The sequence below is a fragment of the Curtobacterium sp. MCLR17_043 genome (assembly GCF_003224215.1).
Taxonomy (GTDB): Bacteria; Actinomycetota; Actinomycetes; order Actinomycetales; family Microbacteriaceae; genus Curtobacterium; species Curtobacterium flaccumfaciens.
Genome location: NZ_QKLH01000003.1, coordinates 92,647 through 106,434 on the forward strand (window position 1 = coordinate 92,647; position 13,788 = coordinate 106,434).

The 13,788-nt window shown below is 70.8% G+C and carries 16 protein-coding genes; 1 reads left to right on the top strand and 15 read right to left on the bottom strand.

The window, feature by feature from the left end:
• Positions 1 to 191 precede the first annotated feature (191 nt).
• The 15 genes from DEJ03_RS03765 to tilS form a co-directional block, all read right to left on the bottom strand.
• Entirely contained in the window at positions 192 to 1,250 is a 1,059-nt protein-coding gene (locus tag DEJ03_RS03765) for a sigma-70 family RNA polymerase sigma factor (protein ID WP_035809350.1), read from the bottom strand.
• A 353-nt stretch (positions 1,251 to 1,603) separates the two neighbouring features.
• Complete coding sequence (locus tag DEJ03_RS18195) at positions 1,604 to 1,738, bottom strand: hypothetical protein (protein ID WP_258320880.1); 135 nt, start codon at positions 1,736 to 1,738, stop codon at positions 1,604 to 1,606.
• 63 nt (positions 1,739 to 1,801) lie between these two features.
• Entirely contained in the window at positions 1,802 to 1,963 is a 162-nt protein-coding gene (locus DEJ03_RS17830; RefSeq protein ID WP_181422597.1) for a hypothetical protein, read from the bottom strand.
• Positions 1,964 to 2,021: 58 nt separating this feature from the next.
• A complete protein-coding gene (locus DEJ03_RS03770; RefSeq protein WP_071245264.1) occupies positions 2,022 to 2,225 on the bottom strand; it encodes a hypothetical protein in 204 nt (67 codons plus the stop codon).
• 29 nt (positions 2,226 to 2,254) lie between these two features.
• Positions 2,255 to 3,781: a lysine--tRNA ligase gene (gene lysS, locus DEJ03_RS03775; RefSeq protein ID WP_110863567.1), complete on the bottom strand. Its 1,527-nt coding sequence runs from the start codon at positions 3,779 to 3,781 to the stop codon at positions 2,255 to 2,257.
• A gap of 253 nt (positions 3,782 to 4,034) precedes the next feature.
• Positions 4,035 to 4,727, bottom strand: a complete 693-nt coding sequence (locus DEJ03_RS03780; RefSeq protein WP_031260037.1) for a Rossmann-like and DUF2520 domain-containing protein — start codon at positions 4,725 to 4,727, stop codon at positions 4,035 to 4,037.
• Complete coding sequence (locus tag DEJ03_RS03785) at positions 4,724 to 6,481, bottom strand: PH domain-containing protein (protein ID WP_110863568.1); 1,758 nt, start codon at positions 6,479 to 6,481, stop codon at positions 4,724 to 4,726. The genes DEJ03_RS03780 and DEJ03_RS03785 overlap by 4 nt, the downstream gene beginning before the upstream one ends.
• A gap of 9 nt (positions 6,482 to 6,490) precedes the next feature.
• Positions 6,491 to 7,012: a PH domain-containing protein gene (locus DEJ03_RS03790; protein WP_110863569.1), complete on the bottom strand. Its 522-nt coding sequence runs from the start codon at positions 7,010 to 7,012 to the stop codon at positions 6,491 to 6,493.
• Between the two features lie 24 nt (positions 7,013 to 7,036).
• Positions 7,037 to 7,528 carry a DUF3180 domain-containing protein gene (locus DEJ03_RS03795; RefSeq protein ID WP_071404509.1) on the bottom strand — a complete coding sequence of 164 codons (492 nt, stop codon included), beginning with the start codon at positions 7,526 to 7,528 and terminating at the stop codon, positions 7,037 to 7,039.
• On the bottom strand, positions 7,525 to 8,079 hold the full coding sequence (gene folK / locus DEJ03_RS03800; protein ID WP_110863570.1) for a 2-amino-4-hydroxy-6-hydroxymethyldihydropteridine diphosphokinase: 555 nt from the start codon (positions 8,077 to 8,079) through the stop codon (positions 7,525 to 7,527). The genes DEJ03_RS03795 and folK overlap by 4 nt, the downstream gene beginning before the upstream one ends.
• Positions 8,076 to 8,465: a dihydroneopterin aldolase gene (gene folB / locus DEJ03_RS03805; RefSeq protein ID WP_071404507.1), complete on the bottom strand. Its 390-nt coding sequence runs from the start codon at positions 8,463 to 8,465 to the stop codon at positions 8,076 to 8,078. The genes folK and folB overlap by 4 nt, the downstream gene beginning before the upstream one ends.
• Positions 8,462 to 9,430, bottom strand: a complete 969-nt coding sequence (gene folP / locus DEJ03_RS03810; protein WP_173032459.1) for a dihydropteroate synthase — start codon at positions 9,428 to 9,430, stop codon at positions 8,462 to 8,464. The genes folB and folP overlap by 4 nt, the downstream gene beginning before the upstream one ends.
• A 6-nt stretch (positions 9,431 to 9,436) precedes the next feature.
• Positions 9,437 to 11,425 carry an ATP-dependent zinc metalloprotease FtsH gene (ftsH, locus tag DEJ03_RS03815; RefSeq protein WP_027467057.1) on the bottom strand — a complete coding sequence of 663 codons (1,989 nt, stop codon included), beginning with the start codon at positions 11,423 to 11,425 and terminating at the stop codon, positions 9,437 to 9,439.
• A 158-nt stretch (positions 11,426 to 11,583) separates the two neighbouring features.
• Positions 11,584 to 12,135: a hypoxanthine phosphoribosyltransferase gene (gene hpt, locus DEJ03_RS03820; RefSeq protein ID WP_017887686.1), complete on the bottom strand. Its 552-nt coding sequence runs from the start codon at positions 12,133 to 12,135 to the stop codon at positions 11,584 to 11,586.
• A gap of 9 nt (positions 12,136 to 12,144) precedes the next feature.
• Positions 12,145 to 13,164: a tRNA lysidine(34) synthetase TilS gene (gene tilS, locus DEJ03_RS03825; protein WP_110863571.1), complete on the bottom strand. Its 1,020-nt coding sequence runs from the start codon at positions 13,162 to 13,164 to the stop codon at positions 12,145 to 12,147.
• A gap of 64 nt (positions 13,165 to 13,228) precedes the next feature.
• Between tilS and DEJ03_RS03830 the strand changes: the two genes are divergently transcribed.
• The gene (locus DEJ03_RS03830) at positions 13,229 to 13,720 is read left to right on the top strand and encodes an inorganic diphosphatase (RefSeq protein ID WP_027467055.1); all 492 of its coding nucleotides are present in this window, start codon (positions 13,229 to 13,231) and stop codon (positions 13,718 to 13,720) included.
• The last annotated feature ends 68 nt before the right edge of the window (positions 13,721 to 13,788 follow it).

Genomic DNA, 13,788 nt, shown 5'->3' on the forward strand with positions numbered 1-13,788 from the left:
GGGGCTGGCCCTGGCTATGGCTCCGGCCCCGGCTCCGGCTCCGGCTCCGGCTCCGGCTCCGGGAACGTGAATGGCCCGCTCGAGCAGTGCTCGAGCGGGCCGTCCCATCACCCCACCGAATCGTCTTCCCACAGAACGACCCGGTTTCCCCGCGCCGGCACGGGTGAACGTGCCGGCCGAAGTCCACTGACCTAGTCGGTCAGGTACAGCTGCATGTCCTGCGAGACCGCCTTGGCGAACAGACGCAGCTTGGCGCGCGACTCCACTCGGCTGACGGCCTGGCGGGTCGTGTGCACGATCTTCGAGATCTCGTCGAGGGTCATCGGCTTGTCGTCGTCCAGGCCGTAGCGCATGCGGATGACGTTCGCCTCGTCGCTGGGCAGCTCGGCGACGATGGAGCGGATGTCGCGGTGCAGCAGCGTCGTCTCGGTGAGCTCGTTCGGGCTCGCGGCGTCCTCGTCCTCGATGAAGTCACCAAGTTCGCTGTCGTCGGAGTCGCCGACCACGGTGTGGATCGAGACCGGCTCGTGCGAGCGGCCCTTGAGGTCGACGAGTTCCTCGACGCTCATGCTCAGCTCGGCGGCCACTTCCTCCGGCATCGGCGCACGGCCGAGGTCGACGGTCAGGTCACGCTCGGTGCGCGAGATCTTGTTGATGAGCTCGACGGTGTGCACCGGGATGCGGATCGTGCGTGCCTTGTCGGCGAGACCACGCGAGATGGCCTGGCGGATCCACCAGGTGGCGTAGGTCGAGAACTTGTAGCCCTGCGTGAAGTCGAACTTCTCGACCGCACGGACCAGGCCGAGGTTGCCTTCCTGGATGACGTCCATGAAGGGCAGGCCACGCTGCGAGTACCGCTTGGCGATGCTCACGACGAGGCGGAGGTTCGAGGTGATCATGCGCTCCTTGGCGCGCTCACCGTCACGGACGAGCCAGCGGAGTTCACGCTGCAGGGTCTTCGCGAGACCCTTCTCGGTGGCGAGCTTCTCTTCGGCGAAGAGCCCGACCTCGATGCGGCGTGCGATCTGCGCTTCTTCCTCGGCGGTGAGGAGCGAGAGACGGCCGATGTGACGGAGGTAGTCGCCGACCTGGTCGACCGAGGCGCCGCGGACACCGGCGAGCTGCTCGTCGGCCTCGACCTCGGTGTCGAGGGAGGTGGTGGCGGACTCGGCGGTCGCGGTCTTCGATGCCGATGCCTTCTTGGTGGCGGTGCGGCGGGTGGTGCTGGGTGCAGCCGTTGCGATCGTCATGGTGTTTCTCCCTGCGTTCGACGGTGATGGCTTCGTGGGGCGTTGCCGGGGGGTGCTGATGAGTAAAGCGGCCCGGAGGTGTACCCCACAAATCGTTCGGAGCGATTCTCAGGGTTCTCCGTGCTTCATCATCGAAAGCGTCCCCCGCGGGGTACAGCCCACCGACAGTCTGGTCCCCCAATCGGCCCTGGATCAAGCGGATAACGCCGTGTTTCCGGCGTTGCAGCCGTGTTTCACCAGCGTTTCCGATCGTGTACCCCAGGCGACTGCGTACTCCGGACATGCAAAAGGGGTACGTCCGACCGGATCAGTGCGATCTGGTCGTCGTACCCCGAATACCGAATGGGTGGGGGTCACCAGGAGGGTTCGAGCCACCCGTCCCGGCGCTTGGAGACCTCGAGGTCTGCGTCTCGGTCGAACTCGTCGTACTCGCTCTCGATGTCACCGACGAGGCTGCGGCCCGTGAAGGGATGTGCGGTGGTTGCCATGCGGACGATGCTCACCCCGGCACGCGTCGGCGAGGTGAACGGTGTGTGTCGGTCCGTCGGCGCTCAGACGTCGAGGTCGTCGACGTCACCCTCGTCGTCGAGGGGTCCGTCGTCACTGCCGACGGGCGAGACGGACGCCCCGGACGCCGGGTGTCCGAAGGCGTCCTCCACGTCGAGGTCGTCGAGGTCATCGACGCCGGCGGCGGACTCCGGGACGGTGGGCATGCGCGACAGGATCACACCGCGCGGTGAACACGGGGTGAAGTGGATCGTGCGCGGGCGGCTACTCGGCCGACGTCGGAGCCGGTGCGGGGCGACCGTGCTCCCGCTCGAAGCGGGCGCGCTCCTCGGCCTCGACCTTGGCGTACGCGGCTCGCTCGGTCCGGTCGGCACGCATGATCGCGCGCATCACGAACCAGAAGATCAGGCCGACGACGATGGTCGGCGTCAGGGCGAAGACGATCCCGCTTACGACTCCTTCAGGCACCCGAGCATCGTACCCCGGTGGACCGGGAGCTACTTGACCAGCGGGAACAGGATCGTCTCGCGGATGCCCAGGCCCGTGATGGCCATGAGCAGGCGGTCGATCCCCATGCCCATGCCGCCCGACGGGGGCATCGCGTGCTCCAGTGCCCGCAGGAAGTCCTCGTCGACGCGCATCGCCTCGAGGTCACCGCCGGCCGCGAGCTTCGCCTGCTCGACGAACCGCTCCCGCTGCACGACCGGGTCGACGAGCTCCGAGTACGCCGTGCCGAGCTCGAAGCCGCGAACGTACAGGTCCCACTTCTCGACGACGCCCGGACGGGTGCGGTGCTGCCGGGTGAGCGGCGAGGTGTCGACCGGGAAGTTCATCACGAAGGTCGGGCGGTCGAGCGAGTCGATGACGAAGTGCTCCCAGAGCTCCTCGACGTACTTGCCGTGCGTGGCGTGGGCGACCTCGACGCCCTCGGCCTCGGCGAGCGCCTGCAGCTCGGACAGCGGGGTCTCCGGGCTGATCTCGCGCCCCGCGGCCTCGGACAGCGAGCCGTACATGTCGATGCGGGGCCACTCGCCACCCAGGTCGTAGGTGCTGCCGTCGGGCAGGGTCACCTCGAGCGCACCACCGGTGACCGCGCGGGTCGCGTTCTGCACGAGCTCCTGCGTCAGGTCGGCCATCTGCTCGTAGTTGCCGTACGCCTGGTACGCCTCGACCATCGCGAACTCGGGCGAGTGCGACGAGTCGGCACCCTCGTTCCGGAAGTTGCGGTTGATCTCGAACACCCGGTCGATGCCACCGACGACGGCGCGCTTCAGGAACAGCTCGGGTGCGATGCGCAGGAACAGCTCGGTGTCGAACGCGTTCGAGTGCGTCACGAACGGTCGTGCCGAGGCGCCGCCGTGCTGGGTCTGCAGCATCGGGGTCTCGACCTCGAGGTACTCGTGCGCGGTGAAGGTCTGGCGGAGCGAGGCCATCACAGCAGCGCGGGCACGCACGGTGGCGCGGGCCTCGTCGCGGACGATGAGGTCGAGGTAGCGCTGGCGGACCCGCGTCTCCTCGTTGAGCTCGTTGTGCAGGTTCGGCAGCGGCAGGATCGCCTTCGCCGCGATCGCCCAGTCGTCGACCATGATCGACAGCTCGCCGCGGCGCGAGGAGATCACCCGGCCGTGCACGAACACGTGGTCGCCCAGGTCGACGAACTCCTTCCAGCGGGCGAGGGACTCGTCCCCCACCTCGGCCAGGGAGACCATCGCCTGGATGCGCGAGCCGTCGCCGGACTGCAGGGACGCGAAGCAGAGCTTGCCGGTGTTGCGCGAGAACACCACACGACCCGCGATGCCCACGACGTCCTGGGTCTCCTCGCCGGTCTCCAGGTGCGCGTACTGCTCACGCACGGCCGGGATCGTCGTGGTGATGGGGAGCTCGGCGGGGTACGCCTCGATGCCCGACTCCAGCAGCTTCGCCCGCTTGTCGAGCCGGACCTGTCGCTGCTCGCTGGTCTCCTGCTCGGCCAGTGCGGCGGCGTCGGCGATCGCGGTGTCGGGGGTGACGGTCTCGTCGGTCATGCGGGTGCGGCTCCGATGGTCGTGGGGGTCGGGGGAAATGCTACCCGCGCCGCGGTCCCGCCCCCGAACCGTGCCCGCCCGAGACCGCGGTCACAACTCCCCGCCCGCACCACGCCCACCGGTCACGATCCGTCGGCTTGAGCACGCGCAGCCGACAGGTCGTGACCACTCGGCGGAACTGAGCGGGGAGTCGTGACCGCTCGAGCGCCCGGCCCCGACCTCCTCCCCGCGCCGCGGTCCCGCCCCCGAACCGCTAGAGCGTCGACTGCCCGTCGGCGGCGGTGAGCGCGTTGTCGACGGCGGAGCGGACGAGCGCACCGAGGACGCGACCCGGGTGTTCGACGCCGATGCCGGACAGGGTGCCTGCCGACTGGTCGACGATCGCGGTCGAGAAGCTCACGGCGGCCCGCACCGCATCGGCGTAGGCGGGCCGGTCACCCTCGGCCACGACGAACGGTTCGGCCCCCATCTCGACCACGAGCGCCTGCGCGATCGGCAGGACGGGCGCCGGGGCGGTCACCGCGCAGTACGCGTCGCGCAGCCGGGACAGGTCGACGCTCGTGCCCGTGAAGGCCATGGCGGGGTGGATCGCCAGCGGGATCGCACCGGCCGCCATCGCCGGGGCGAGGATGCCGACGCCGTGGTCCGGGCTGGTGTGCACGACGAGCTGCCCCGGCTGCCAGATCCCGGCGTCCGCCAGCCCCTGCACGAGCGAGGCGAGCTGGTCGTCCGGCACCGCGAGCAGCACGAGTTCGCTCCGCTCGACCAGGTCGGGCGTCGCGAGCACCGGGGCGCCGGGCAGCATGGCCTCGGCGCGGTCACGGCCCTCCTCGGACACGGCGGTCACCCCGACGACGGCGTGCTCCGCGTTCGCCAGGGCTGCTCCGAGGACGGGTCCGACCCGTCCGGCGCCGACGATGCCGACCCCGAGGCGCCCGGCCCTCATCGTGCGGCTCCGGTCGGTGGGACGTCGTCCCAGCCGGTAGGGACGGCGCCGGACCGGTGCGCCGCCTGCCCGGCGGGGGCTCCGGACCCGGGCACGGTGTCGGCGGCAGCGTGCGCGGCGGCCGCGGGACGGGCCTCCCGTTCGCGCCAGCGGTGCGTCGTGTCGACCGCGGCCGCCTCGACGGCACGCTGCGTCGTCTCCGACCACAGGCGCTGCGCGTCACGCGCGTCGAGCGCGCCGATGCGGGCCGAGACCGGACCGGCCACGGTGTGGACGTGGACGGCTGCGAGCCGCAGGGCACGCTCGAGGGGACCCTGCTCGACCTTGACGCTCTGCACCCGGGGAAGCGGCACGATGACGAGCGAGCGCCACACGGCACCGAGCCGCAGCAGCACCGCACCCTGCACGAACCGGTAGCCGTTGCGCCGGAACGCGAACGGACGGAGCCAGGCGCCACGGCGTGGGGAGTGCACGAAGCCGCCGCGGTCGCCCGAGGTGGTGAGGCTGTCGTCGACGACGTCCACGGCTTCGGCCGCCCCCTCGCGCAGGGCTTCCTGCGACGCCTCGGGGCCGGCGACGACGGTGCCGACGAGCCCGGGCAGGATGATGTCGAGGACCTCGCGGACGTCCGCCGTGGTACCGACGGGCAGCACGATCGAGGACACCTGCTGGTTGCTCGACGCCCCGTTGCCGGCGCTCGTCGCACGGTTGATGCGGATGTCCCACCAGCCGAACGGACGCCACAGCAGCGGCTGCGCGACGCTGACGGCGTGGATGCGGCCGGGCGGCAGCGTCTCGTTCGACGTCGAGACCAGCCCGAAGCCGATCCGGATGCCGTCGCGGGTCTCGGCGATCGTGTACTGCAGCGAACGGGAGAACTTGCGGACGTAGTAGCCGCCGGCACCGAGCACGGCGGGGAACAGCCCGAACAGCAGGCCGTACTCACCGGTGAGGGCGACGCTGACGATCATCGCGGCGATGACGAGCACCAGGAACAGCGTCGTGCCGGACAACAGCATCGAGGCGATGAGCCGCCCCGGGCGCACCTTGACGATGCGGGTCGCGTGCACGGCTGCCGGGTCGAGCTCGGGCGAGAACATCTCGTCGACGCGGTCCTGCAGCGCTCCGTGCGACTGCCGCGACGGACCGCCGTGGCCGTCGTCGTCCTTCGCGCCGGACGCCAGCACCAGGATCCGCTGCCGCAGGTCGTCGGCGGCGCGGGCCCCGAGGTAGGCGAGCTGCACGTTGGCGTCGTTGCCGGCCTGCGCGATCTCGAGCTTGGCGGTACCGAACACCCGGGGCACGAGCGGTCGCTGGATGTTGATGCCCTGGATCCGGTCGAGCCGGGCCTTGCGGTGGTTCCGGAACAGCACGCCCGAGCGCACCTCGACGATCTCCCCGGTGACGCGGAACTCGTGCATGCGCCAGGACAGGTAGAACAACCCGATCAGCACCACGAGCAGCACCACGATGCCGAGCAGGACCCAGCCGACGACGCCGTGCTCGTACACGTACCGGACCGGGTCACCGTCCTCCTGCTGCTCGCCCGGGATGAAGAACTCGACGAGCTGGTCACGCAGGCTGTTCAGCACGTAGCCGAGGATGACGATGAGGAAGATCCCGCCCTTGAGCAGCGGGGTGAGCGGGTGCAGGCGGTGCCACTCGCCGTCGGTCAGGGGCGCCGCAGCGGCCGCGTTGCCCCGGGTGGGCGGGGCGGGCGGAGCAGGGGGCGGGGTGCCCGGTCGGAAGGTCACGGACGACCCCTACAGTCCGGCGCGACGGGACTCGGCGAGCTCGACGAGGCGGTCGCGCAGCTCGTCGGCGTCCGCTGCCGGGACACCCGGGATCCGGACGTTCGTCGCAGCCGCGGCGGTGACGAACTTCAGCTCGCTCATGCCGAGCGCCCGGTCGAGCGGCCCGCGGGCGACGTCGACGAGCTGCATCCGGCCGTACGGGACCGCCGTGAAGCGCTGCCACATGAGGCCGCGGCGCACGACCAGGTCGTCGTCACGGAGCGCGTAGCCGATGGCCCGGACCCGTCGGGGCGTGAGCGCGGCGGTGATCGCCGTGGTGACCGCCACCACGATGCCGATGGAGAGCCAGACCGTGCCGGCCCCGGAACCGAAGCCGTCGGTGACGATCCCGATGAGGACGCAGCCCGCGGTGAGCACGACACCGATCACGAGCGTGGTGATGAGTTCGGTCCACACGAGCTTCGCGGACACCCGCTGCCAGGCGATCCCACCGAGGCCGAGGCCGGGCTCGTCGAGTCGTTCACGCGGCATCGCGGGCCTCCTGGGGTTGCTCGGTCAGTTCACCGTCGTCGAACCGTTGCGGGGATCGTCACGGTCGTCGTCGTCACCCGGAGGTGCGATGCACATGCGCTCCGCCACGAGTGCGCAGACCGTCAGGACGATCCCGCCCCCGACGGCGATCACGTTCGGCAGGGTCGAGCCTAGCGAAGGCGTCGCGGAACGGGTCAGCAGGTACAGCACGAGGCCGAGGGCGAACCCGCCGAGCAGCGTGCCGCAGATGCTGGACGCCTTCGCGAGCACGACGACCCGCGTCGCGTAGAGCGGGTCGACCGGCCGCTGGCGTCCAGCGCCGTCGCGCGCGTGCCGGCGCACCGGGCGTGCCATGAGCACGACGGCGACGCCGATGAACGCGAGCGTGACGCCGAGCGGGATCGAGAACAGGAACGTCGGCAGCTGGCGCGACGCCAGGACGGCGTCGAGTGCGAAGCCGGCGACCACCGTCACGACGGCGATGCTGATCAGCGTGGAGGCACGGGTGGGCTTCATGCGCTCGTCGCGCTCCCCGCAGGCCGGGAGGCCCGTGCCGGCTCCGCGAACAGGCGCGGCTCGTCGACGCGCTCGGTGTCGTCCCCCACCGCGGCGAGCAGGTCGGCCACCGGTCCGGCACCGGGCAGGACGGCCTCGGGGTCCGCGTCGAGCCATGGGGCGAGCACGAACGCGCGCTCCGCTGCCCGGGGGTGGGGCACGACCAGGGTGTCCGTGGCGATCCGCAGGTCGTCCACCGTGACGATGTCGAGGTCCAGGGTGCGGTCGCCCCACCGGACCGCGCGCGTGCGGCCGTGGGCGTCCTCGATGCCGTGCAGGGCGTCGAGGAAGGCCTGCGGCTCGAGGTCGGTGTCGACGACCACGACGGCGTTCCGGTAGCGGGGCTTCGACGTGTCGAGGCCGTCCAGGGTCACGGCGACCGACTCGACCTCGCGGCTCGAGGCCACCGGCCCGACCCCGGGCAGGGCGGCGATCGCGGTGGCGGCGGCGCGGAGCGTGCTCCCCCGGTCGCCGAGGTTCGCTCCGAGGGCGACGACGACCCGGTGGGTCATTCTTCTTCCTCGTCCGGCACCGTGGCGCCGCGGGCACGCCGGATGGTGATCGAGACGTCGGTGAACGGCACGGTGATCGGGGCCTGCGGCTTGTGCACCGTGACCTCGGTCGCGAGTGCGGCTCGGTGGGTCAGCACGGCCGCGGCGATGCGCTCGGCCAGGGTCTCGATCAGGTCGACCGGGTCGCGTTCGATCTCGGCGACGACCTGCTCGGCGAGGACGCCGTAGTGCACGGTGGCGTCGAGGTCGTCGCTGCCCGAGGCGGCGCGGGCGTCGAGCTCCACGGCGACGTCGACGACGAAGTCCTGGCCGTCCTCGCGCTCGTGGTCGAAGACGCCGTGGTGTCCGCGGGCGCGGACCCCGGTGAGTCGGATGGTGTCGTTCACGATCGAGCTGCCCTCCAGGCGTCCCAGACGTCGAGCACGGCACGGGTCGGTGCCGGGTCGTGCACGCGCACACCCCACGCGCCGCGTTCGGCGGCGAGCAGGCTGATGGCGGCGGTGGCGAGGTCGCGCTCCCTGGGCGGGGCACCCTCGGGGCTCCCGACACCGTCGAGGAACCGCTTGCGTGAGGCGGCGACGAGCACCGGCAGGCCGATCGAGGCGAAGCGCTCGTAGCCGGCCAGGATCTCCCAGTTCTGCACGCCGTGCTTGGCGAAGCCGAGGCCCGGGTCGATGACGACCTGCTCCTGCCGGACGCCGAGCACGATGAGTTCGGCGACTCGGAGCTCGACCTCGCGCCGGACCTCCTCGACCGCGTGGGTGTACTCGGCGTTGCGGTACATCCGGTCGCTGTGGCCGCGCCAGTGCATGACGACGAAGCCGACGCCCGTCGACGCCACGACCCGGGCCATGTCCGGGTCGGCGAGCCCACCGGAGACGTCGTTGACGATGGCGGCACCGAGGTCGACGGCACGCTCGGCCGTTGCGGCGTTCATCGTGTCGACGCTGACCGGGATGCCTTCGGCCACGAGCTGCTGCACGACCGGCAGCACCCGTTCCTGCTCGACCGGCACGGGCACGCGCTCGGAACCGGGGCGGGTGGACTCCCCACCGACGTCGATGACGTCCGCACCGGCGGCGACGAGGTCCCGTGCGTGCTGCACGGCGGCGTCGTAGGCCTGGTGCAGCCCGCCGTCGCTGAACGAGTCGGGGGTGACGTTGAGGATGCCGAGCACCCGGGTGCGCTCCTCGGCCGGACCACCGCGGTCACGGCGACGGCCGGTCACGACCTCGGGCACCGGCTGGGGTGCACGGAGGTCGATCGCGACCGTCGCCGGTTCGGCGGCGGCGGCGCGGGCACGACTCACCTCGGCGAGTCGACGCTCTCGTCGCGTCGGCAGCTCGGTCATGCCGGCCTACGCGGGGGCGATACCCGGGTTGCCGAACGGGCGACGACGGGTCTTCGAGGTCGACTCGGAGTCCGACGGGTCCGCTGCGGTCGAGGCGGCCTTGCCGGGCACGTCGATCGCGGGCAGGTTGCTGACCGGGCGCTTGTCGCTGGAGAGCCACTGCGGGCGCTCCGGCAGCTTGCGGACGTCCTTGAAGATCTCCACGAGCTCCGGGGCGTCGAGCGTCTCCTTCTCGAGGAGCTCGCCGGCCAGGCGGTCGAGGATGTCGCGGTTGTCGTTGAGCACCTGGTACGCCTCGTCGTGCGCTGCCTCGAGCAGGGCGCGGGTTTCGGCGTCGACCGTCTGGGCGATGGTCTCCGAGTAGTCGCGACCGGTGCCACCGCTCATGTCACGGCCGACGAACGGCTCGCTCGAGCCGGACCCGAGCTTGACGGACCCGACGGCCTGGCTCATGCCGTACTCGGTCACCATCTTGCGGGCGGTGCCGGTGGCCTTCTCGATGTCGTTCGAGGCGCCAGTGGTCGGGTCGTGGAAGACGATCTCCTCGGCGACGCGACCACCCATGGCGTAGGTGAGCTGGTCGAGGAGCTCGTTGCGGGTGACCGAGTACTTGTCCTCGAGCGGGAGCACCATCGTGTAGCCGAGGGCACGGCCGCGGGGCAGGATCGTGATCTTCGTGACCGGGTCGGTGTGCCGCATCGCCGCTGCCGCCAGGGCGTGGCCGCCCTCGTGGTACGCGGTGATCAGGCGTTCCTGGTCGGACATGATCCGGGTCCGGCGCTGCGGGCCGGCCATCACGCGGTCCACGGCCTCGTCGAGGGCCCGGTTGTCGATGAGCTGCGCGTTCGAGCGCGCGGTCAGCAGAGCTGCCTCGTTCAGGACGTTCGCCAGGTCGGCACCGGTGAAGCCCGGCGTCTTGCGGGCGAGCAGCTCGAGGTCGACGCTCGCGGCGAGCGGCTTGCCCTTCGCGTGCACCTCGAGGATCTGCTTGCGGCCGGCGAGACCCGGGGCGTCGACACCGATCTGGCGGTCGAAGCGACCGGGGCGCAGGAGCGCGGGATCGAGCACGTCGGGACGGTTCGTCGCGGCGATGAGGATGACGTTCGTCTTGCCGTCGAAGCCGTCCATCTCGACCAGGAGCTGGTTCAGCGTCTGCTCGCGCTCGTCGTTGCCACCGCCGATGCCGGCACCACGGTGACGACCGACGGCGTCGATCTCGTCGATGAAGACGATGGCCGGCGAGTTCGCCTTGGCCTGCTCGAAGAGGTCGCGGACACGGCTCGCACCGACACCGACGAACATCTCGACGAAGTCCGAACCGGAGATCGAGTAGAACGGCACGCCGGCTTCACCTGCGACGGCGCGGGCGAGCAGGGTCTTGCCGGTTCCGGGAGGGCCGTACAGCAGCACGCCCTTCGGGATCTTCGCCCCGACGGCCTGGAACTTCGCGGGCTCCTTGAGGAACTCCTTGATCTCGTGGAGTTCTTCGATCGCCTCGTCGGCACCCGCGACGTCGGCGAACGACACCTGCGGGTTCTCCTTGTTGTTGATCTTGGCCTTCGACTTGCCGAACTGCATGACCTTCGAGCCGCCACCCTGGGCGCTCGAGAGCAGGAACCAGAACAGGGCACCGATGATCAGGAACGGCAGCAGGATGCCGAGCAGCGACAGGAACCAGTTGCCCTGGGCGACGCGGTCGTTGTAGCCGTCCGGCAGGTTGGCGTCGTTGACTGCCTGGACGACCTCTTCGCCGCGGGGCGTGGAGTAGTAGAACTGCTCCTGCTTGTCGCCGTCCTTCAGGACGAGGTCGACCCGCTGCTCGGTGGAGTTGATGGTCGCGGACGAGACCTTGTCATCGGAGAGCTGCTCGAGACCCTTCTGGGTGTCGATCTCTTGCGTGCTGCCCTGGCTGATGACGCTCCAGCCGATGAAGATGCCCGCCAGCGCGATCAGCACGTAGAGGTACGGGCCGCGGAAGATGCGCTTGAAGTTCATGTGATCCGGGCGCGAGTGCCCGACACCTTTCTCTGCCGAAGTTGCGTGCAGGTCAGCATACGGCCGCGATTCTGTGGCGAGAATGGGTGTCCTCTGCGGGCGAACTCACCCCCGGGCCAGAGTCGGCCGAGTGCGACCCGAGCGCGGCGGGCCGCCCGTCAGGAGTAGACGTGCGGAGCGAGGACGCCGACGCCGCGCAGGTTGCGGTAGCGCTCGTCGTAGTCCAGGCCGTACCCGACCACGAAGGCGTCGGGGATGTCGAAGCCCACGTACTTCACGTCGACCTCGACCTTGGCGGCCTCGGGCTTGCGCAGCAGGGCGACGATCTCGACGCTCGCGGCACCACGGGACTGCAGGTTCTGCTTGAGCCACGACAGGGTCAGACCGGAGTCGATGATGTCCTCGACGATCAGGACGTCGCGCCCGTGCAGGTCGGTGTCGAGGTCCTTGAGGATCCGCACCACGCCGGACGACTTCGTGCCGGAGCCGTACGACGACACCGCCATCCAGTCCATCCGCGCCTGCATCTTGAGGTGGCGCGAGAAGTCCGCCATCACCATGACGGCACCCTTGAGCACCCCGACGAGCAGCGGGTCGCGGCCCGCGTAGTCGGCGTCGACGACCGCCGCGAGCTCGGCGAGCTTCTCGTCGATCTGCTCGGGGGTGAAGAGCACTTCGGACAGGTCTGCCTGGACGTCGGAGAGTTCCACCACGCCAGCCTAACCGGCGCTGAACTCGATGCGGTCGCCGGTCCGCGTGGCACGGACGCCCGGCAGGTCGATCGGGCCCTGTCCGCTCCAGTCCGTGACCAGCCGGCAGACCTCGAGCGTCTGGACGCGCGACAACGTCACCCCGAACTCGCTCTCCACCGCCAGGCGCACGAGTCGCTGCCGGAGCGCCGGCGGGTTCGCCCCGAGCGCCCGCACCGACAGCGAGATGCCCGCCTCGGAGTGCTCGGCGATGTCCTCCGCGATCTCCTCGGCGAAGTGGTCCAGCGCCGCGGAGTCCTCGCGCAGCTGGTCGGCCGTGCGGGCCAGGGCCTCGGGCACCCCGGCACCGAGCTCCCGTTCGAGCACCGGCAGCAGGGTGTTCCGCACCCGCACCCGTGCGTACGCGGGGTCGTCGTTCTGCGGGTCGCGCCACGGCGCCAGCCCCGCTGCGGCGCACGCCTGCCGGGTCACGTGGCGCCGGACCGACAGGAGCGGCCGGCCGTACGCCGGACCGCCGTCGCGTCGGGCGAGCGGTTGCATGCCGGACAGGCTGTCCGGCCCGCTGCCGCGCAGCAGGCCGAGCAGCACCGTCTCGGCCTGGTCGTCCAGGGTGTGGCCCAGCAGCACCAGGGGTGACCCGGTGGCGGCGGCGACCTCGGCGATCGACGCGTGGCGGGCCTCCCGGGCGGCGCCTTCCGGACCACCGTCGGAGCCGACCGTGACCCTGCGGACCGTCACCGGGTCCAGTCCCAGCTCGGATGCCTGCCGGGAGGCGCGGCTCGCGACCGCCTCGGAGCCCGCCTGGAGCGCGTGGTCGACGACCACTGCCCCGGCCCGCAGACCCTGCTTGCCCGCTTCGAACGCGGTGGCCGCCGCCAGGGCGAGGGAGTCCGGTCCGCCGCTCAGTGCGACGAGGACCAGGTCGCCTGCGGCGACCACGCCGTCGTCGACGGCTGCGGCGAGCAGGTCGCGGACCGCCAGGCGGGTCTCGGCGACGGCGGGGTCGAGCCGGGGACGCGGAGAGTTCACCCGGTAACGTTAGCCGCGCTTTCGCAACACACGACAGTCCCCGAAGCAGACACAGGAGCGCAACATGGCCGCGTACGACGTCGTCGTCGAGATCCCCAAGGGCAGCCGCAACAAGTACGAGGTGGACCACGAGACCGGTCGCGTCTACCTCGACCGCGTGCTGTTCACCTCGTTCGTCTACCCCACCGACTACGGGTTCTTCGAGAAGACCCTGGCCGACGACGGTGACCCCGTGGACGCGCTGCTGCTGCTCGAGTTCCCGACGTTCCCCGGCGTCGGCGTCAAGGTCCGCCCCGTCGGCGTCTTCAAGATGAGCGACGAGGCCGGCAACGACGAGAAGGTCCTCGTCGTCCCCGCCAAGGACCCGCGCTGGGCGCACATCCAGGACATCTCGGACGTGCCGGAGCAGACGAAGGCCGAGATCGCGCACTTCTTCGAGCGCTACAAGGACCTCGAGCCGAACAAGTGGGTCAAGGCCGAGGGCTGGGGCGACGCCGCCGAGGCCGAGCGCATCGTGCAGGCCGGTCAGGCCGCGTACGTGCCCGGCTCGCACTGACGATCCCCTGACGACGAACGGCGCCCGCTCTCCTTCCGGAGGGCGGGCGCCGTTCTGTGGTGCTGCTG

What these genes read in the sequence shown, in the direction of transcription:
- DEJ03_RS03780 (WP_031260037.1), bottom strand. Translation starts at nt 4,727, where the DNA reads ATGAGGGCCGGGCGCCTCGGGGTCGGCATCGTCGGCGCCGGACGGGTC.
- folP (WP_173032459.1), bottom strand. Translation starts at nt 9,430, where the DNA reads ATGACCGAGCTGCCGACGCGACGAGAGCGTCGACTCGCCGAGGTGAGT.
- DEJ03_RS03795 (WP_071404509.1), bottom strand. Translation starts at nt 7,528, where the DNA reads ATGAAGCCCACCCGTGCCTCCACGCTGATCAGCATCGCCGTCGTGACG.
- folK (WP_110863570.1), bottom strand. Translation starts at nt 8,079, where the DNA reads ATGACCCACCGGGTCGTCGTCGCCCTCGGAGCGAACCTCGGCGACCGG.
- lysS (WP_110863567.1), bottom strand. Translation starts at nt 3,781, where the DNA reads ATGACCGACGAGACCGTCACCCCCGACACCGCGATCGCCGACGCCGCC.
- ftsH (WP_027467057.1), bottom strand. Translation starts at nt 11,425, where the DNA reads ATGAACTTCAAGCGCATCTTCCGCGGCCCGTACCTCTACGTGCTGATC.
- DEJ03_RS18195 (WP_258320880.1), bottom strand. Translation starts at nt 1,738, where the DNA reads ATGGCAACCACCGCACATCCCTTCACGGGCCGCAGCCTCGTCGGTGAC.
- DEJ03_RS03765 (WP_035809350.1), bottom strand. Translation starts at nt 1,250, where the DNA reads ATGACGATCGCAACGGCTGCACCCAGCACCACCCGCCGCACCGCCACC.
- DEJ03_RS03830 (WP_027467055.1), top strand. Translation starts at nt 13,229, where the DNA reads ATGGCCGCGTACGACGTCGTCGTCGAGATCCCCAAGGGCAGCCGCAAC.
- DEJ03_RS17830 (WP_181422597.1), bottom strand. Translation starts at nt 1,963, where the DNA reads ATGCCCACCGTCCCGGAGTCCGCCGCCGGCGTCGATGACCTCGACGAC.
- DEJ03_RS03790 (WP_110863569.1), bottom strand. Translation starts at nt 7,012, where the DNA reads ATGCCGCGTGAACGACTCGACGAGCCCGGCCTCGGCCTCGGTGGGATC.